The sequence below is a fragment of the Streptomyces ardesiacus genome (assembly GCF_003112575.1).
GTDB classification, from domain to species: Bacteria; Actinomycetota; Actinomycetes; order Streptomycetales; family Streptomycetaceae; genus Streptomyces; species Streptomyces ardesiacus.
In genome coordinates, this window is sequence record NZ_BEWC01000001.1 from 893564 (window position 1) to 911653 (window position 18090).

Below are 18090 nucleotides of genomic sequence, written 5' to 3' on the forward strand. Positions count from 1 at the left end.
CTGTGATGCCGGCAAACAGGTACGTCCGGTTCTGAGGGGAGCCGGGTCACGGCGACGCGACCCGGCTGCCCGACCAATGCCGTGGCCCGCACGCGCACCGACACGTTCGCCACCGCACCCTCTCCGAGTCGTCGGTCAGGTGATCGGAACATGGCTCCTGCGCCCTGACGGCGACGGGCCGGCGCTTTGTCAGGCCAAGGCGAAGTAGCGCAGCCAGACGTAGGCGGCCGCCACCGTCACGGTGACGGCGGTGACGACGAGTCCGTAGCGGCTGAACTGCCAGAACGAGATGTGGTGGCCTTCGCGTTCGGCGATGCCGACGACGACGACGTTGGCCGAGGACGCGATGATCGTGGCGTTGCCGCCGAGGTCGGCGCCCAGGGCGAAGGCCCACCAGAGCATCCCCGCTTCCTCCGGGCCGGCGGAGGACACGATCTCTGCGACGATCGGGGACACCGAGGCCACGAACGGGATGTTGTCGACGATGGCGGACGGTACGGCGGAGCCGAACACCAGGGCCATGGCCGTTCCCAAGAGGTTGTCGTCGGCCGCCTTCGCGGCGGCCTCGCCCAGGTCGCCCATGATTCCGGTCTGGACCATCGCGCCGACCATGACGAACAGGCCGGCGAAGAACGCCAGCGTCTCCCACTCCACGTCCTTGACGACCTCGCCGGCCGAGATCCGGGAAGCGGCCAGAAGCAGCAGTCCGCCGCTGACGGCGACCACGGACGGTTCCAGGTGGAGCGCGGTGTGCAGGACGAAGCAGGCCATCACGGCGGTGATCACCACACCGCTCACCACCAGCAGCCGTGTGTCCTTGATGGCGTCGCGGGGACGGAGTTCCATCACCGACGCGGCCCGTTCGGGGTCGTAGCAGAAGGCTCCCCGGAACATCACACGGCTCATCAGGACGAACACGATCATCAGCACGACGACGATCGGCGTCATGTGGAGCAGGAAGTCGTTGAAGGACAGACCCGCGCGGGATCCGATCATGATGTTGGGCGGGTCACCGATCAGGGTGGCCGCGCCACCGATGTTGCAGGCCATCACCTCGGCAATCAGATACGGGACGACAGGTACTCCGAGCCGCCGGCACACGGAGATCGTCACCGGCACGATCAGCAGCACGGTGGTGACGTTGTCCAGCCAGGGCGACAGGACCCCCGTCGCCACGATCAGCAGGACCATCAGCCGGTAGGGTCTGCCGTGGGCCTTGCGCGCGGCCCAGATCGCGATGAACTCGAAGATCCCGGTGCGTTTCAGCACGGCGACGATCAGCATCATGCCGAGCAGCAGGAAGATGACGTTCCAGTCGATGCCGGCGTGTTCGGAGAAGAAGGCGTGCTCGGCGTCGGTCGCGCCGATGAGCAGCATCACCACTGCGCCGCCCAGTGCGGCGGCGACCCGGTTCACCCACTCGGTCGCGATGAGCACGAAGACGACGGTGAAGACCGCCACGGCCATCCAGGTCGTGAGGCTCACCCGGTGTCCTCCCCCAAGCGGTACCGGCCTGGACGGACCCCCCGAGTGCTGGCCGGCTGCCCCGTCCGTCCTCCCTCCGGCTGCCGCGTCCGGCCCCCCGCCGGTCGGCGGGACGTGCGTGCCGGCGGTTCGGGGTCGTCGTACTCCTGAAACCAGCCCGATTTCTGCGGCCCTGAGGTCATGACTGCCGGGTTCCTCTCATCGTCGGTCGGCCAGCGGCGTCCCGCGCCCTCCGGTGCCCTGCGCCCGCCCCCGCCGCTCTGCGGCAGAGACCGGCACCAGCTGCTGTAGGGCCGTCGAGCACGGGGGCACCAGAGACGGGCACGTCACCGGCGGCACAGAGCCGCACGACACTCACTGGGCCGAAAAAACAAGGGGGTGCCCCGACCCTCGCTCACCTGACGGGGCGACGCCCATCGGGGACGCCACCCAATTGCGAACGTGTCCGACCTGTAGACACGCTGCTGAACAGGGGAAAAGAGTGTCAGCACGGATGGACGCCCACAACACGGGCTGCTCATGCCGAGGCTGACGGTAAGTCGGGCGACCGCCCCGGGAGCAGGGACGTCAGCACGACGGTCCAGGAGCCCTTGTTCCGGAGGAGGATCACTGTTCTCAAGGGCCGGGGTGCTCGTCATCGGCACCGTCACGCTGCTGGAACCGATCACCGTGTTGATGCCGACCCCGGTCACGGGGGAGACCGCATCGACGGCGGTTCCTCCCCCTTCACCCCGACTGCCACGACAGCGACAAGTTCGTTCTGTCCGGCGCCGACCGGCCCTACTGGCGGCACAAGCGCGAGCAGTGGCGGCTGCCGCCCGAGCGCGCCCCCGACGACACCACCGACGACGACCTCGACCGCTCCTTTGAGCCCACTGCACGTGCCATCGACGGCCTGAAGACGGCCCTGGCCGGCCTGGTGCCGCATCAGACAACGTTTGCCCTGTTCGAGGCCATGGTGAAAGTCGCGTGCAGGACGTCAGGTCCATGGCCATGATGTTGATCATGACTCGATACACCGATGTTCCTGCCCGGCTGGGTGAGAGTGCTCTGTCTGACGGGCGGGTGCTTGGCTGGGCGGAGTGGGGGCCGTCGGACGGGGCGCCTGTTCTGTTGTGTTCTGGTGCGGCTACGAGCCGGTGGCTCGGATTCGGCGCAGGCGTTGTGGAGGCGCTCGGAGTGCGTCTTGTCTCCGTGGATCGTCCGGGTCTTGGTGTCTCGACCCCAGACCCCGGCCGGACCTTCTCCGATTTCGCCGGAGACATGCGCCAACTCTGTGTCCAGCGGGGGCTGGGGCAACCTGGAGTGGTCGGGAATTCGCAAGGTGCACCATTCGCTCTTGCCTGCGCTGCGGAGGGGGTCGTCTCGGCACTGGCCGTCGTCTCCGGTGCGGACGAGGTCGCCGGGCCGGAGTTCGCTTCAGTTCTGGACGCGGACCTGCGTGGTCTCGTCGAGCGGACCGAGCGCGATCCGGCCGGCGCCGAGGAGTTTTTCGCCGGTTTCACCGCGGATGCGATGTGGGACATGGTCATGACCGGGAGCCCAGGGTGCGACCTTGCCGTGTACCGGGATCCCGACTTCGCGGCTGGTTACCGCAGGGCCTTGGACGAGGGATTTGCCCAAGGTGCCGCCGGCTACGCCCGGGACACGGTCCTGGCGATGGGGCGGTGGCCGTTCGCCCTCGACGAGATCGCTGTCCCCGTCGACATCTGGTACGGCGAGCAGGACCGCAGCCACTCGCCCGACAACGGAGCACTGCTTGCTGCCCGTGTGCCCGGTGCTCGTCATCACGTCGTGCCGGGGATCGGCGGTGCCCTGCTGTGGACTCATGCCGAGTCGATCCTCACAGGCCTCCTTGAAAAGACCATCACCGGCCAGTAGACGATCGGTTCGTCGCCGTGCCGTGCCGTGCCGTGCCGTGCCGGGGGGCGAGGCGTGCACGTGCCGGACAGCGATCTGCGTCAAGCTGTGCGGGTGGCTGAAGGTTTGCAGGTTGCAGGTCCATGCCAGAACCTTCAGCACCTGCGGGTGGATCGCCTCGGTGATCACCATGCCGACCGAGTGAGGACAGGCATGCCCCCGCTGAGCGAGCCAGGTGAAGAAGGTGTCCAGGCCGGCCTTGCGTACGGTGTCGACCAGCAGCACGCCCCCGGCCCGCGCGTCCACGGTCCGGCCGCCGCCCTCGATGCGGACACGCGGGTACGGCCCGATACGCTCAACGGTCGCCGGGCGCTGGTCACGGGCGGTTCGAAGGGCTCGGGCAAGGCCGTCGTAGAGAGACTGCGAGAGATGGGCGCCGACGTATGGACTACGGCACGCACTATGCCCGGCGGCTACGAGCACCCCGACCGGTTCATCGAGGCGGACACTTCTACGGTGGGCGGTGTAGAGGTTGTGGTGTCCAAGATCTCTGAGGGAGGTGCGCTGGACGTCTTGGTGCACGTTGTCGGAGGGTCGTCGACCCCGCCTGGCGGGTTCGCTGCAGCGACTGAGGAGCACTGGCTGGCGGAGCTCAACCTGAATTGCTTGGGAGCTGTCCGACTGGATCGAGCGCTGCTGCCGGCCATGGTGGAGGCCGGATCAGGAGTAGTTGTCCACGTCACGTCGATCCAGCGTCACATGCCCCTGCACGACGCGACGTTGCCGTACGCGTCGGCGAAGGGTGCCTTGTGTACGTACAGCAAGGGTCTCGCGAACGAACTGGCGCCACGAGGAGTCCGAGTAAACGCCGTCAGCCCCGGGGGGATTCGGACCGGAGCGTATGAGGGCTTCATCGATCAGCTCGCCGAAGGCAACGGACTGACCCGCGAGGAGGCGAAGCAGAGCCTGATGGATTCCCTCGGAGGGGTTCCACTCGGAAGATTCGCAACGACGGAAGAGGTCGCGGACCTGGTCGGCTTCCTTGTGTCGGACCGAGCCTCATCCATTGTGGGAGCGGAGTACGTCATTGACGGCGGCACTGTTCCAACTGTCTGAGCCAGGCACCGGCTTCGAGGAGCTTGCCGGATGGTTGCGCCAAGTGCCGATGCCTTACTCCGCCCGGCCCGGGACAGCCCCTCTCTCTGCCTCGTGGCACGGCCCGTCCGCCGTCCCGGTGGACGGGCCGTGCCACGAGACGTCAGAGACCGAAGGCTGTGGCCACCTGCTCACCGAGATCGTCTTCGGTCATGCTGGTGTCAACCTGAAGGGTGCGCAGTTGGAGACACTCAGCTTCTTGCTGAAGGCGTCTCGTGAACATGCGGTCACGTTCGGCGATGTTCCAGCCGGCCTTTGCCGGATCGCTGGTTTTCCATACGAACCCTTCCTCTGGTCTCGACCGACTGCGGATCGCGGCCTGGCGGAAATCAGGTGTGGGAAGGAGCCAGACGGCGTGCTCAGGAACAGCCAGTAGGGGCTTCACGAGGTGTGGCAGCAGCCGGAAGCCCTCAACAATGACGCACGGGTTCTGAGGCAGGTGGAGGAGGTCTTCGACGATCAAACCGAAGCCCTCGCCTCGAAACCAGTGGAATGTTTCAAGCATGGCTTCCGGGGATCGGTCCACCCATCGCTCGTCCATGTCCATGGCCATGAACTCGTGCAGGAAGGGGGCTTCCTCGGGCGTGGTCCGTCCAGCGTGATTCCGCATCACGTCGTCTGTCGCGTAGAGGTGCCAACCGTAGCGGTCGGCGAGTCGTCGGGCGATGGTCGACTTGCCTGCTCCACTCCCGCCGCCAATCCAGTAGACGTGCCGCAGCCGTGCCGGAAGCGCTGCGGCGTCGGCTACCTCTTCATGCTGTCCGTGCTGCATCCCTCTCCTGTCCAATGGGACGACCAAGGCGAGCCTTGTTGTGTACGTCGTTGTCGGCGACTGTGTTCTAAGATCGCCGCTTCTTTCAGCACATAGTCGGGTCCCCGGGGTTACCTTCTCTCTTCCCGGCGGTGTTGGTGAGGAACAGCAGCGGAACTCGTGTGGCGGGGCGCGGTCGAATTGGGCGAGCTTCTCCTCCGCTCGCGCCGGGAGACTGATCGACGGCATACGGTTCCGGCTCCGGGCCGGCGTACTGTCCCGCCTCATCTTCGACACACCCTCGCTGCACTCCCGCTACATCGAGAAGCGACTGCGCTGGCAGGCCGAACTCGTCCCTGTCATCCGGGCACGGCTGGGCAACGGCCCCGGTCGTCCGGCCCCTGACACGCAGGCCAAGGCGATCGTCGCGACGGTCTTCGCCTGCGTCGACACGGCAACCGAACTCTGGGCCGGACATGACGGACGGATCGACCTGGCCGACCTCTACGACCAGTGCCTCGCGGCGGTGCGGGACCACGGTTGAGGCACGTATGCCAGGCCAGGGCCTGCACGGCGGCGGAGGGGGGCGGCGCCCCTTCCGTCGGTCTGGTCGCCGTGGTGATGAAGTGTCCCGAGGGGGCCCGGACGATCCGACGTCCGGGCTCCCTCGGGGGGCGGGGGTGTCAGCGCTTCATGAGAGCGAAGACGCCCCAGCCCAGGTACTCACGCCCGTAACGGGCGTAGCGGGCGGGCTCGGTGGTGAGTTCTTCCCGTACTTCGGGGGCGAGTTCGTCGTCCGGGTTCTCGTCGAGCCAGCGGCGCATGCTGAGCCACTGGGCCGCGGTGTAGCGGTCCCAGCTGTTCTGGTCGGCCAGCATCATTTCCACGACGTCGTATCCGAGTTCCTGGAACTGCTCGATGAGAGCGGAGAGGGGCAGGAAGTCGGCGACGGCGGTGGCGTGGCATGCCTGGGCGGTCTCCTCGTCCGGCGGGGTCTGGCGCCAGAAGGGTTCGCCGATCAGCATCATTCCTCCCGGGCGGAGGCTGCGCTGGAGCAGCTGGACCGTTCCGGGGACGCCGTCGCCGATCCAGGTGGCGCCGACGCAGGCGGCCAGATCGACGGGCTGGTCGGAGACGTGGCCGGCGGCGTCACCGTGGAGGAACTCGACCTGGTCGGCGACACCGAGTTCGGCGACGCGGGCCCGGGCCTGTGCGGTGAAGAGCGTGCTGATGTCGACCCCGGTGCCCGTGAAGCCCAGGTCGCGGGCCCAGGTGCAGAGCATTTCGCCCGAGCCGCTGGCCAGGTCGAGCACCCGGGTCCCGGCGGGGAGGCGGAGGGATGCGCCCAGGGTGGCGAACTGGTCCGCGGTCAGCGGGTTGTGGATGCGGTGGTTGCTCTCGCGGATGGTGAAGATGCGGGGAAGGTCCATGACCGTGTTCCTTTCCGTCATGCCTTGAAGTGGGGGGACTGCTTGAGGGCGCGCACCTGTCGCGCAATCTGCTTCAGGGGCCGCTCCAGCTCGGCGCGCAGGCGCGCGTCGGTGCGGGCGGCGGCGTAGGTGTTCTCGCGCTGCAGCCGGTGGTAGCTGTCGAGACGCCGCTGGGTGAGACGGCCGTCCTCGACGGCGGCCAGCACGCCGCAGCCCGGCTCGGTGGTGTGGGCGCAGTCCGCGAAGCGGCAGTCGCGGGCCAGCTCGCCGATCTCGGCGAAGACCTGGTCCAGGCCGTCGTCGGCGTCGTGCAGGCCGACTCCGCGCAGGCCCGGGGTGTCCAGCAGGACCCCGCCGTGGGGAAGCGGCACCAGTTCGCGCCAGGCGGTGGTGTGCCGGCCCTTGCCGTCGCTGCCGCGTACCGTGCCGGTGGCCAGGAGGTCCTCGCCGAGCAGGCGGTTGCCGAGCGTGGACTTGCCCGCGCCCGAGGGCCCGAGCAGGACCACCGTGCCCGACAGGACGGCGGTCAGGACGTCCAGGCCCTCGCCGGTGGTGGCGCTGGTGACCAGCACCTCCACGCCCGGGGCCACCCCGGCCACCTCGGACGCCGCCGACGCGGGGTCGGCGCACCGGTCGGCCTTGGTGAGCACCACCACGGGCGTGGCGCCGCTCTCCCAGGCCAGGGCGAGCATCCGCTCGATCCGCCCGAGATTGAGCGGGTCGGCGAGGGAGACGGTCACCGCCACGGTGTCGACGTTCGCGGCCAGTACCTGGGCGTGGGAGGTGCGCGAGGAGGTGGAGCGGACCACGGCACTTTGGCGTTGAAGAACGGCCACCACGGTGGCGGAGGTCGCCGGGCCGGCCGGACGGACGGCCACCCAGTCGCCGGTGCACGGCGTCAGCCGGTCACCGGTGCCCGAGGAGGGGAGGACCATCGCGCGAACGGGGCCGGTCTCGGCGACGATGTCGCACAGACCGCGCTCGGCCCGCACGACACGGCCCGGGACCAGTCCCTCGTCCCTCGACGGGGCGAAGGACCGCTCACGCGCCGTGTCCCAGCCGTAGTCGGCCGGAGTCAGGACGCGCGAAGGACGGGAGAGAGCAGATGGGTGTGAAGCGCGTGGGTGAAACAATGGAAGAGACCCTTGAGAGGGGGCCTCGGCGGACGGCAGACGTGCAGGAACCACTCCCGCAGAGGGGAGGCCGGCAGCGGAAAGGTCAGGCCGAGACCCGAGAGATGCGAACGAGTCGGGCACCGCACACAGCGGTGGTCACCACGACCGTCATCGCGCATCTCCTCCGATCTCCAAGAGTGGCCTGGTCGCCACTTCCACAGGAACCGTAGCATCCTCTGTGAACCTCTGGTCGGCCCGAGCCGGGGCGGGTATCGCCCGCTCGGGCCCCACGCCGTCTGCGCAGTTCGCCGCGGTGGCGGGGCCGATAATCCGTTGACACCCGCTCAAGGGCCCTTGCTACTGTCGGGCCTTCAGTCGGAAGTGCTCGGACCTGCTGTGCCCCGGAAGGAGTGAGTTTTGTGCCCCGGCCCTTGCCGTGCGCGCCTCGCTGCACGGCTCCAGTCGCCCCGTCCTCCTGACCCCGTCCACTCGGACGGCCACCGGACGCGGCTTTCCGGTGCTGTGACCTGTCCACAGGCCCCGTAGTCCCCGCACTCCGCGGCATACGGGGGCGCGTTTTCGGCGAGGCCGCTCGGCCTGCTCTTGCTGTCATGACCGACTTCTCAGCAAGGAGCCCTCCGGGTGTCCAGTACCGACAAGACTCCCTCCCACACTTCCCGCACTCCCAACACCGTTCTGGCCGGCACGTTCACCTGTGCGTGGTGCGGCCTGACGGTGTCCGCCGCCACGGTCGACGGCACACGGCGAAACCACTGCCCGTCGTGTGTGCACTCCCAGCACGTCCTCGACCATGTCGAGGGAGGCCCCAGCGACTGCCGGGGCCGGATGTCGCCGATCTCCGTCGCCGTGCTGCGGACCGGCGACTGGATGGTCATCCACCGTTGCGTGCGCTGTGACGAGCTGACCTCCAGTCCCATCTGCGCCGACGACAACCAGCTCATCCTGATGCGCATGGCCGTGCGGCCGCTGGCACAACCACCGTTCCCGCTCGAAGCATTCGGCGACCTGTAGACCGGAAGGAGAAGACCCCCGTGCCGAGACGAGCGAAGAACTCGGGCAGACGTACGCAGAGGACGCGGCGACCACAGCGGCACAAGGATGTCCTGCACCGCCGGGGAGGGCACCGGCGGCACGACTTCAGGTGCGTGGGCTGCCGACTGGACGTGTCCTTGGACGCGCCCGGCACCACCCACCGCAATCACTGCCCGAACTGCCTGGTCAGCCTGCACGTCGACCGCCGGGTCCCGGGTGACCGGGCCGCGGCCTGCCGTGGACGGATGGAAGCACTGAGTATGTCCGCGCGACCCGACGGTGAGTGGATGATCATTCACGAGTGCCAGTCCTGCGGTGAGCTCAGCGCCAACCGGATCGCCGGCGACGACAACGCACTGGCTCTGGTGCGCCTCGCCCTGAAACCACTGCGGGACAGCAGCGTCGCCCACCGGATGCTGCTCCGGCTGTGATCTGATCCGCGTCTCGCGGCGTCGTGCCGCAAGAACCGGGGCGGGCGCCGCCTTACCAGGTGCGGCGTTGTGAACCCTGCTCTTGCTGGTGTGACATCGAGGCCGCATGAAGGGGCGAAGCGTACGAGGGCGGACGTGCTCGTACGCTTCGCCCCTTCTCCAGGGTTCGGAGCACTGCGAGTGTCGCCTGCTGCGGTCAACGCCCCGCCTTCTTCGCACTCCTCTACCACGGGCGATGGAGAGAGGCGTCCCCTTGCGGCCACTACGGAGCTGTCAGTGCTGCTCGGTCCTTCGCCGATCGAGGTGCCAACGGTCGCCGACCGTTTCGGTGAGGAGTTCCAAAGCCGGCGTCGGCTCGCCGCCGCTTTTGCATGGGCCGCAGTCGGTGCTTCGTGGTGTGACACCGTGCTGATGGGCCCGAGTGTGATCGTGCAGGACACTCCGGACGCAATGCGCTTCCTGAACGACCATCTCCGCGCCTGCGCTGCCGACCCCGACGACGTCACCACCTACTCATCGCCCTGACCGGTTATTTCCGCCGTCAGTCCATCCAGACTCCCGCCGCCGGGGCTGCCTACGGTGCGCGGCTTCCAGCGCGCTCAGGGGGAAGCCGCGCTGGACTGGGTGCGCGAGCGCGTCTCGCGGTCCCGGACGAGGGCGTCCGCAGCCGTACGGCTGCCGTTGCACCCCTCGGTTCCGCCGCGGAGGTGCCCGGAGCAGGCCAGTTCCGCGGCCTGGGGTCGGTCTCCTGCTCGCGACCGCGACAGTGCCTAGCGCTGGGGGCGCTTCATGGGGGACTTGGCCTTGTGCGCGGAGGTGTTGATGGTGTTGGTGATGTCGCCGACGTTGAAGTTGATCAGACCTCCGCAGGCGAGGAGGCAGAGTCCGGGGGTCGGGCCGGGGGGTGCCGGGGCGGCGGTGACCTGGACGGTCGTGGTGCTGTTTGAGGCGTCGCAGTCGTCGTTGCCGTTGTAGGCGGCGGTGATGGTGTGGGTGCCGGTGGTGGCGAAGGTGGCCGTGTAGGTGGCCTGGCCGTTGGCGTTGACGGGCACCGTGTCGAGCAGGTTACTGCCGTCGAAGAAGGTGACGCCCAGGCCGCCGGTGGGATCGGAAGGGCAGTCGACGGTGGCTGCGAGCTGTACGGGGGTGTTCACCTCGGTCGACTGAGGGCTGGCGGTCACCGTGGTGCTGGAGGGTACGGCCCAGGCGGGGGAGGCGAGCCCCAGTGTGGCGGCCAGGGCCGCGGCGACGACCAGTCGCGCTTTGCGTGGCGTGATGTGCACCGGTTCTGTTCCTTGTTCTCGTGTCCGGTCCGCAGGGTGCGGGTGCCGTGGAACCTCACGCTATGGCGGCCGCATCTACGCTCCTGGCACGCGACGCTGATGAGTAACCAGGTTGGATCAGCTGCCTGCACGGCTCGCCGGGCGACCGGGTGAGGGCATCGAGCGGGTGGTCGCGGGCGGCGGCGCGAGGTGCTCTCCCCGGTCGCCGGGTCAGATACCGGGCGCGGCGGTTCGTGTGTAGGGAAGCCCCGGGCTGGTACCGCCCGCGGTGGTGACGGACACCGTGACCGGACCCGGGGCGCCTGCGGGTGCGACCGCGGTGACCTGTGTGTCGGACACCACGGTGAACGAGGCGGCCGTGCTCCCGAAGGTGACAGCCGACGTAGTGGCCAGGTTCGCGCCGGTGAGAGTGACCACGGTGCCCGCTGACGCCGGACCGGTGCTGGGGACCAGTGCCGACAGCGTGGGCGGGGCGACGTAGACGAAGGCGACGGGGTTGCTCGTGCCGCCCGGCGTGACCACCGTGATCGGGGCGCTGCCCGTCCCGGGAGGTGCGGTGGCCGTGATCTGTGTTGCCGACACCACGGTGAAGGAGGCGGCGTTGGCGGCGGCGAAGAGTACGGCGCCCGCGTTGAGCAGGTTGCTTCCGTTGAGGGTGACTACGGTTCCACCGGTGGCCGGGCCCTGGGCGGGGCTGCCGCTCTGGAGAGCGGGCGGCGCCGCGTAGAAGAAGAACGCGTCCGGGGCGCTGCTGCCTCCTGGTGCGGTGACGGTCACCACGGCGGCTCCGGCGGCACCGGCCGGGGTGACGGCGGTGATCTGGGTGGCTGAGTTCACCAGGAACGACGTGGCCGGGAGGCCGGCGAAGGCGACCGACGTGGCCCCGGTGAAGCCGGTACCCGTGAGGATGACAGTGGTGCCGCCGGCCGTCGGGCCGCTGGCAGGCGTCACCGCCGTGATCTGGGGCACCTGCGCCACGACGTAGGTGAACGTCACCGAGTTGCTGTTCCCGGTCGGATGGACGAGCGTCACCGCTGCCGCACCCGCGGCGCGGGGAGGGCTCACGGCGGTGATCTGGGTGGCCGAGTTGACGGTGAAGGAGGTGGCGTTGGTACTGCCGAACCGTACGGCGGTGGTGCCTGTCATCCCCGTGCCGGTGAGGGTGACGACGGTGCCCCCAGTGGTGGGCCCCTGCGTGGGGTTGATGGTACTGATCGTGGGCGGCATGAAGGTTGCTCCAATGGCAGCCTGGGCGAAGCCCGGGCCGACGAGGGGGCCGGCCCGGGCCTGGGAGTCACCGCGCGGGAGAAGCCGGAGGCTGTCCGCCCGGCGCGGGTCACCCGGTCGAACGGCGGGCAGGGCTGCCGCCCGGTGGGAGGCCGGACGGCAGCGGGGCGCGGATCAGATACCGGGGCCGGCGACGTAGGTGAACGCGCCGGCGGCCGTGTCGGAACCGGCCGCGTTGGTCACCACCACGTCGACGGCACCGGCGGCGCCGGGCGGGGTCACCGCCGAGACCGTGGTGGTGTTCACCACGGAGAACGGTGCCGGGGTGCCGTCGAAGGTGACCGACTCGGTGGTGTCGAGGTTGGTGCCGGTGATGGTCACACCCGTGCCGCCCGACGTCGGCCCGGAGGCAGGTGCGACGGTGGTCACGGTGGGGACGTCCACGTAGGTGTAGGACAGGCCGTTGTTCGTCCCGCCCGCGGTGGTCACGCTCACCCCCACGGGGCCGGCCGCCGCTCCGGCCGGCACGGTGACGGTGAGCTGGGTGTCGGAGACGACCGTGGGCGTGGCGGCGTTGGCGCCGAAGGACACACTGGTGGCCGTCGCCAGTCCGACACCGTTGAGGGTGACGGTGTTGCCGCCGGCCAGCGGTCCGGAAGCCGGGCCGACCGACGACTTGAACGGTGCTCCGACGTAGAAGAACGGGACGGGGTTGCTGGTTCCGCCCGCGGTGGTCACGGTGACTCCGACGGTGCCGGTGCCCGACGGGGACACGGCCGTGACCTGGGTCGGAGAGACGTTGGTGATGCTGGTGGCCGGCCTGGTGCCGAAGGTGACGGCGGTCGTGCCGGACAGGTTCGTACCTGTGATCGTCACCAACGTACCGCCGCCGGTGGACCCCTGGTTCGGAGAGATGGGCATGGAGAGACTCCTCGCTGACGGGAAGAGACAGAGGGCGCAGCGGAACCGTGGGCTTTCAGAGCCGGCCTTCGCGGGGGAGTCGCACGCAGGAGCAGACGGCTGAAGTGTGCCGCGCCGTGCCGAGGGAGTTCCCTCGATGCCGCACAGGAGAAAACCGGCAGACGCCGCCCTTCGTCGTGATCCCCGGTCATGGGATGGGCGGCCCACCGGTTCGCTGTTTCAAGTACTCCACAGGACCTTCGCTTTGACAAGGCGTCCATCACGTGATTCGGACGGAAAGGGCGCACGCATGGGTCTGTGCGCCACCGGCGTACGCCTGGGCCTGGCCTTGCGGACAGAGAGTCAGCCGGCACCGCATGCGGTGCCGGCTGACCATCCAACCCCCTCCGGGGTGCCCATCGCGGTCCCAGCGGAGCCGCGCACCTCCCCACGTGTGAAGGGCTGCACCTCGCACCGTGGCCACGCTCCCCGAACGGAACGGGCTGCCCTGGTTGGATATGCCCAGTAATGCAGGATTACGGCATATGCCTCAAGTCCCGGAGGGCAGTGTCACCTGTTCGGAGTAGCGTTCGGCCGGTCATAAGGTCGTCACCGCCTGCGCCGGAACGTTCCTTGTCCAGTCGACAAAGCGGTTCCCGCGCACCTGCGGGGCCACCGGATCGTGGACAACCGCGGCAGGCACGGGGGCGACGCGATCAGCGCAGGGGGACAGCCCGCCCGTAGCCGTAGCCGTAGCCGTTCCCGGCAGGCCCTCGCCGACGCTCGGCGCCGTGCGCCCCGCCCACCTGCCCCGCCGACGGTGCTCGCCTCGCCCCCCCCACTTCTTTCCGGAGTCGCTGCCCTTCGGCCTGGACCAGCCGCACCCCCTCACCTGTGCCACGCTGCCGCAGATCCTCGGCCACGAATTCTCCGGCACCGTCGTGGAGGTCGGCGAGGGTGTGCCGGACGGCGTGGACCTGCGGATGGGGGCGCTCGTCGAACCGATGGCGGTGGGCTGGCACGCCGTGTCGCGCAGTGGCGTGCGGGCGGGCGGCACCGCGCTCGTCGCCGGGGCCGGGCCGGTCGGGATCGGTACCTGGTTCGCGATCGAGGTCCGCGGTGCGGAGAAGGTGCTGGTGTTGTCCGAGCCGAGCGCGGACCGTGGCGCCCTCATGGTCGCCGGCGAAGAGACCATCTCCTCCTGGACGAGTAGTGCCGGTTGTCATGGCCGGGTGACGAGCGAAGCCAGCGCGGTCGGCTGCACCGCGCCGGCGGCGGCCGAGCCGAGCAGCAGGCCGGCCAGTTCATGGGGGCGCGCCTGCTCAACAGTCGAAGCCGCCGCCGTGATTCGGTCCAGTCGGAAGCCTCGCCCCGCCTGCCGCGTGCGGCACCAGGCGATGAGGTACCACTTGCCGTCGGCGGTGAGCAGCCCGGCCGGTTCGACGTCGCGGTCGCTCTCCTGCCCCGCCGCGTCGACGTAGGACAGCCGCAGCACCGTGCCGTCGGTGAGAGCCTGCTCCACCGCGGTCCGGACCGACTCCGCTGTCCGCGTCGGCATCACGACGATCCGGGCGGCGAGTTCCTCGGCAGCCGTCGAGGCGGGGCCCGTCATCGAAGCCGCGATCTTCTGGGACGCCGTTCGGACCGCGTCGGCATAGAGGGCGGAGGCGTCCGCGACGGCGAGCGCGGCGACCAGCGCCGCGGCCTCTTCGGCAGTGAAACGGATCGGAGGCAGTGTCATCGCCGGGTCGATCGACCAGCCGCCGCCCCGCCCGGTCGTACTGCGCACCGGGACACCCGCCTCCATCAGCGCCTGGAGATCGCGCTGCACCGTGCGCGTGCTCACCTCGAACCGCGCGGCGAGCGCGGCGACCGTCAACGATCGCGGCGCCGCCGCGCGCAACTCTTCCACCAGTGCGTAGAGCCGAGGAGTGCGGTTCATGGGGCCGACGCTACCGTCACGCGCCGGCCAGGAAGTCCCGCTCCCGCCGCTGTTCGCGTGCGGTGATGGTCGACGGGAACAGGGTGAAGCCGTGCATCGCGCCTGCGACGACGTCGAGTTGCGCGGGCGCTCCGGCCGACTGCCACCGCTGGGCCAGGAAGAGCGAGTCGTCCAGCAGCGGGTCCTGGGTGCCGACGACGAACCGGGCGGGCGGCAGGCCGGTCAGACCGGCGTACAGGGGCGAGACCTCCGGGTCGCGTCGCTCCTCCGGACCCATGCCCGGCGTGAAGAGTTCATAACTTCCCCGCACCGATTCGGAGTTGCTCAGCAACCGCCGAGGGCCGAACAGCCGCTGGCTCGGTGTCATCGACAGGTCGTACGGACCGAAGGCCAGGTGGGCCGCACGGAACGTGCCGGTGATGCCGTGCCGATCGCGAAGCCGCAGCAGGGTCAGGACACTCAGGTGGGCACCGGCCGACTCACCACCGATCAACAGCCGCGCCGTACCGAACTCGGCCTCGGCGCGGTCCACCAGCCACCGGGCGGCCGCTTCGCAGTCGTCGGGGCCGGCGGGGAACGGGTGCTCCGGCGCCAGGCGGTAGTCCACGCTCAGCACGGCCAGCCGGGCTTCCACAGCAAGCCGCCACAGCTTCTCGTCCTGCCCGTCCGCCGAGCCGAACGCCCAGCCACCGCCGTGCAGGTGCAGATACACGCCGTCGACGCGATCAGGCACGAACGCCCGGACCTTCACCCCGCCCGCGACGACGCGGTCCTGGCCCTGCGGCAGTCGCACCGGCGGCGTGTCGCCACCGAGCCGGTTGCGCCGCAGAAGCGCCAGCACGTCTGCGTCCACCGCTTGCCCACGAGGCGGACGGCGCGCGGCAGCGGCCTCGAACCGGGCGTTGAGGGTCAGGGTCTCGGCGAGGCAGTCCTCATCTGTGAGCGTCATGCGTCGACCGTCGCAGCCGTCTGCGACAACACCCTGTCACCCTTTCCCCGTGAACTGCATCACGTCCCTCTCCCGCTGCTCTCCGCCCGGCGGTGGCTCAGTCGCTCCTGGGCTTCGGCCCCGACGCCCGCCGGCTGAGGGTCGTTCACACGCACCTCGGATTCGCTGTTCCCCCACCTGCGTTCCCCTACCTGCCCTACTCATCGAGGCCCCGGGGGGGCTCCGCCCCGCCGGTCACCGGCCCTGCAGGCCCGCGGGAAGGGGCCGCCGCACCCGTCCGGTTGACCCTCCCCCTACGTCAGGCTTGAAGCTGTGTGCCGACGAAAGGGCAGGTGGATGAGTTACTCCGTGGGGCAGGTCGCGGCCTTCGCCGGTGTCACGGTGCGTACGCTGCACCACTACGACAAGGCGGGGCTGCTCTCGCCCAGTGAGCGCAGCCCCGCCGGATACCGGCTCTACGGCGAGGCCGACCTGGTCCGCCTCCAGCAGATCCTCTTCTACCGCGAACTGGGTTTCCCCCTCGACGAGATCGCCGCCATCCTCGAGGACCCGGACGTCACCCCCCTGGAGCGACTCCGAGCACGCCAGCGGCAGTTGAGCGAGGAGATCGCCAGGCTGCAGCGACTGGCCGAGGTGGCGGAACGGGCCATAGAGGTCCAGCGGACCGGGGTGTCCATGAGCCCCCGGGAGCGTTTCGAGGTCTTCGGTGAGATCACCTTCGACCTGAGCTACGCCACCGAGGCGGAACTGAAGTGGGCGGAGTCGGAGGGGCGGCGCGAGGCGATGGCCCGCGCGACGGCCCACACCAAGGAGGACTGGCGCCGGCTCATGGGCGAGGCGTCCGCCTGGCGGGCCGAACTGCTCGACGCCTTCGACGAGGGGGAGCCGAGCGACGGCGAGCGGGCCATGGACCTGGCCGAGGAACACCGCCTGCACATCTCCCGCTGGTTCACCTCCTGCCCGCCCGACATGCACCGGCGCATCGCCGACGACTTCGTCGCCGACCCGAGGGCCTTCGCCCTCCTCGTGCCGCCGTCGCAGCAGCGCCCGGGCCTGGCCGCCTACACGCGCAGGGCGGTCCACGCCAACGCGGCCCGCCACGCCGGCGGCCGCGCCGACACCGAGGAGGACGCATGAGGATCCTGATCGCCGCGGCCGGATCGCGCGGCGACGTCGCGCCCTACACGGGCCTGGGCACCGCACTGCGCCGGGCCGGACACGACGTCGCCCTCGCCACCACGGAAGCCTTCGAGCCCCTCGTGCGCGCCGCGGGCCTGGAGTTCCGCGGCCTCACCGCAGGCACGCGGGTGCGCGGCGACGTGACGGGCAAGCGCGCACTGATGGGCACCGCCGCCGCCTTCGTCACCGAACTGGGGCAGGGCTTCGCCAACGCGGCGGACGACGGCACGGACCTGCTGCTGCTCTCGACCACCACGGCACCCCTCGGATGGCACCTCACGGAGGCCACGGGCACCCCGAGCCTCGGTGTCTACCTCCAACCCACCGCGCCGACGGGCGACTTCCCGCCCGTCGTCACGGGCGCCCGCTCGCTGGGCCGTCTCGCCAACCGGGCAACCGGACACTTCGCACTGCGGATGGCCGACCGCGTCTACGCACAGGCGGTCGCGAAGCTGCGCCACCGCCTCCACCTGCCCCCGCTCTCCCCGTCGCGGATGCGTCGCCGCCGGGAAGAGGCGAACTGGCCCGTCCTGCACGGCTTCAGCACCCTCCTGGTCCCCCGCCCCGCCGACTGGCGTTCGGGGCTGGAGGTCGTGGGGAACTGGTGGCCTCACCACGACACGTCGCAGCGGTTGCCGGCCGACGTCGAGGACTTCCTGGGCGCCGGGCCCGCGCCCGTGCTGGTCGGCTTCGGGAGCATGGCGTCCGGCGAGGGAGAACGGCTGAGCGGGATCGCGGTGCGGGCGCTGCGCCGCGCCGGGCTGCGCGGCATCCTCCAGGCCGGCAGTGCCGGGCTCGCCGCGGACGGGGACGACGTGCTCACCGTCGGAGACGTGCCGCACGCCCTGCTGTTCCCACGGCTGGCCGCGGTGGTCCATCACGCCGGTGCCGGCACCTCGGCCGCGGCCTTGCGCGCCGGAGTGCCCGCGGTCACGGTCCCGGTGACCGCGGACCAGCCGTTCTGGGCGCGGCGACTCGCCGCCCTGGGCGCCGCGGCCGACCCGATCCCCTTCCGGGACCTCACCGCCGAACGGCTCGCGGAATCCCTCGACCGGGTGGTGCGGCAGGAGGCACACGGCCGGGCCGCCGCGGGAGCGGCGCGGCATCTGGCGGCGGAGAACGGCGCAGACCGGGTGCTCCGGGCGATGGAGGGACTGACCGACGGCTGACGGCGGCCCAGGACTGCCGGGGCCGTGCACGGAGGTCCGCCCCTGGCCCGCGAGTGGCTCAGCGGCCCGGGCCCGAAGTGGCCCACACGGGGGAGGGTCAGGCGCATACGGTCGAGAGCACGGCGCATCGGGTGCCCGCGTGATGGCGCGGGGGGCACCGT

At 70.1% G+C, this 18090-nt stretch carries 17 protein-coding genes; 8 read left to right on the forward strand and 9 right to left on the reverse strand.

The genetic code is table 11. The features are described from left to right. Positions 1-189: 189 nt before the first annotated feature. Complete coding sequence (locus tag Sdi02f_RS03675; RefSeq protein ID WP_372503473.1) at positions 190-1467, reverse strand: ArsB/NhaD family transporter; 1278 nt, start codon at positions 1465-1467, stop codon at positions 190-192. A 1023-nt stretch (positions 1468-2490) separates the two neighbouring features. On the opposite strand from Sdi02f_RS03675, the gene Sdi02f_RS03685 reads away from it, so the two are divergent. Next, the gene (locus Sdi02f_RS03685) at positions 2491-3366 is read left to right on the forward strand and encodes an alpha/beta fold hydrolase (RefSeq protein WP_108932919.1); all 876 of its coding nucleotides are present in this window, start codon (positions 2491-2493) and stop codon (positions 3364-3366) included. Between the two features lie 351 nt (positions 3367-3717). Continuing rightward, the gene (locus tag Sdi02f_RS03690) at positions 3718-4461 is read left to right on the forward strand and encodes an SDR family oxidoreductase (protein ID WP_108932920.1); all 744 of its coding nucleotides are present in this window, start codon (positions 3718-3720) and stop codon (positions 4459-4461) included. Between the two features lie 142 nt (positions 4462-4603). On the opposite strand, the gene Sdi02f_RS03695 is transcribed toward Sdi02f_RS03690, so the two are convergent. Then, positions 4604-5272 (reverse strand): AAA family ATPase, encoded by a 669-nt coding sequence (locus Sdi02f_RS03695; RefSeq protein WP_108932673.1) that lies wholly within the window; start codon positions 5270-5272, stop codon positions 4604-4606. Positions 5273-5312: 40 nt separating this feature from the next. On the opposite strand from Sdi02f_RS03695, the gene Sdi02f_RS36225 reads away from it, so the two are divergent. Beyond that, a complete protein-coding gene (locus Sdi02f_RS36225) occupies positions 5313-5795 on the forward strand; it encodes an acyl-CoA-like ligand-binding transcription factor (RefSeq protein ID WP_234334122.1) in 483 nt (160 codons plus the stop codon). A gap of 139 nt (positions 5796-5934) precedes the next feature. On the opposite strand, the gene Sdi02f_RS03705 is transcribed toward Sdi02f_RS36225, so the two are convergent. Beyond that, the gene (locus tag Sdi02f_RS03705; RefSeq protein ID WP_108932674.1) at positions 5935-6681 is read right to left on the reverse strand and encodes a class I SAM-dependent methyltransferase; all 747 of its coding nucleotides are present in this window, start codon (positions 6679-6681) and stop codon (positions 5935-5937) included. A gap of 17 nt (positions 6682-6698) precedes the next feature. Further along, on the reverse strand, positions 6699-7673 hold the full coding sequence (rsgA, locus tag Sdi02f_RS03710; RefSeq protein ID WP_245962132.1) for a ribosome small subunit-dependent GTPase A: 975 nt from the start codon (positions 7671-7673) through the stop codon (positions 6699-6701). A gap of 819 nt (positions 7674-8492) precedes the next feature. Here rsgA and Sdi02f_RS03715 point away from each other — a divergent pair. From Sdi02f_RS03715 to Sdi02f_RS03725, 3 genes are all read left to right on the forward strand, one after another. Next, a complete protein-coding gene (locus Sdi02f_RS03715) occupies positions 8493-8828 on the forward strand; it encodes an RNHCP domain-containing protein (RefSeq protein WP_203713607.1) in 336 nt (111 codons plus the stop codon). Positions 8829-8848: 20 nt separating this feature from the next. Further along, the gene (locus Sdi02f_RS03720) at positions 8849-9280 is read left to right on the forward strand and encodes an RNHCP domain-containing protein (RefSeq protein WP_063829925.1); all 432 of its coding nucleotides are present in this window, start codon (positions 8849-8851) and stop codon (positions 9278-9280) included. A 276-nt stretch (positions 9281-9556) separates the two neighbouring features. Beyond that, positions 9557-9805, forward strand: a complete 249-nt coding sequence (locus Sdi02f_RS03725) for a hypothetical protein (protein WP_031085865.1) — start codon at positions 9557-9559, stop codon at positions 9803-9805. A 245-nt stretch (positions 9806-10050) separates the two neighbouring features. On the opposite strand, the gene Sdi02f_RS03735 is transcribed toward Sdi02f_RS03725, so the two are convergent. From Sdi02f_RS03735 to Sdi02f_RS03760, 5 genes are all read right to left on the reverse strand, one after another. Continuing rightward, complete coding sequence (locus tag Sdi02f_RS03735; RefSeq protein WP_078886568.1) at positions 10051-10563, reverse strand: Ig-like domain-containing protein; 513 nt, start codon at positions 10561-10563, stop codon at positions 10051-10053. Positions 10564-10773: 210 nt separating this feature from the next. Further along, entirely contained in the window at positions 10774-11790 is a 1017-nt protein-coding gene (locus tag Sdi02f_RS03740) for an IPT/TIG domain-containing protein (protein WP_108932676.1), read from the reverse strand. 174 nt (positions 11791-11964) lie between these two features. Continuing rightward, positions 11965-12711 carry an IPT/TIG domain-containing protein gene (locus Sdi02f_RS03745; RefSeq protein ID WP_030399515.1) on the reverse strand — a complete coding sequence of 249 codons (747 nt, stop codon included), beginning with the start codon at positions 12709-12711 and terminating at the stop codon, positions 11965-11967. A 1201-nt stretch (positions 12712-13912) separates the two neighbouring features. After that, positions 13913-14632 (reverse strand): helix-turn-helix transcriptional regulator, encoded by a 720-nt coding sequence (locus Sdi02f_RS03755; RefSeq protein ID WP_108932677.1) that lies wholly within the window; start codon positions 14630-14632, stop codon positions 13913-13915. 16 nt (positions 14633-14648) lie between these two features. Continuing rightward, the gene (locus Sdi02f_RS03760; RefSeq protein WP_030399516.1) at positions 14649-15581 is read right to left on the reverse strand and encodes an alpha/beta hydrolase; all 933 of its coding nucleotides are present in this window, start codon (positions 15579-15581) and stop codon (positions 14649-14651) included. A gap of 336 nt (positions 15582-15917) precedes the next feature. On the opposite strand from Sdi02f_RS03760, the gene Sdi02f_RS03765 reads away from it, so the two are divergent. Further along, positions 15918-16718, forward strand: coding sequence for a MerR family transcriptional regulator (locus Sdi02f_RS03765; protein WP_108932678.1), 801 nt, complete (start codon positions 15918-15920; stop codon positions 16716-16718). Then, complete coding sequence (locus Sdi02f_RS03770) at positions 16715-17929, forward strand: glycosyltransferase (protein WP_030399518.1); 1215 nt, start codon at positions 16715-16717, stop codon at positions 17927-17929. The genes Sdi02f_RS03765 and Sdi02f_RS03770 overlap by 4 nt, the downstream gene beginning before the upstream one ends. The last annotated feature ends 161 nt before the right edge of the window (positions 17930-18090 follow it).

Bases quoted from the DNA above. Each gene is read 5' to 3' on its own strand.
- Sdi02f_RS03675 (WP_372503473.1), bottom strand. From the start codon at position 1,467: ATGGCCGTGGCGGTCTTCACCGTCGTCTTCGTGCTCATCGCGACCGAG.
- Sdi02f_RS03685 (WP_108932919.1), top strand. From the start codon at position 2,491: ATGACTCGATACACCGATGTTCCTGCCCGGCTGGGTGAGAGTGCTCTG.
- Sdi02f_RS03695 (WP_108932673.1), bottom strand. From the start codon at position 5,272: ATGCAGCACGGACAGCATGAAGAGGTAGCCGACGCCGCAGCGCTTCCG.
- Sdi02f_RS03705 (WP_108932674.1), bottom strand. From the start codon at position 6,681: ATGGACCTTCCCCGCATCTTCACCATCCGCGAGAGCAACCACCGCATC.
- Sdi02f_RS03740 (WP_108932676.1), bottom strand. From the start codon at position 11,790: ATGCCGCCCACGATCAGTACCATCAACCCCACGCAGGGGCCCACCACT.
- Sdi02f_RS03745 (WP_030399515.1), bottom strand. From the start codon at position 12,711: ATGCCCATCTCTCCGAACCAGGGGTCCACCGGCGGCGGTACGTTGGTG.
- Sdi02f_RS03755 (WP_108932677.1), bottom strand. From the start codon at position 14,632: ATGAACCGCACTCCTCGGCTCTACGCACTGGTGGAAGAGTTGCGCGCG.
- Sdi02f_RS03760 (WP_030399516.1), bottom strand. From the start codon at position 15,581: ATGACGCTCACAGATGAGGACTGCCTCGCCGAGACCCTGACCCTCAAC.
- Sdi02f_RS03765 (WP_108932678.1), top strand. From the start codon at position 15,918: ATGAGTTACTCCGTGGGGCAGGTCGCGGCCTTCGCCGGTGTCACGGTG.
- Sdi02f_RS03770 (WP_030399518.1), top strand. From the start codon at position 16,715: ATGAGGATCCTGATCGCCGCGGCCGGATCGCGCGGCGACGTCGCGCCC.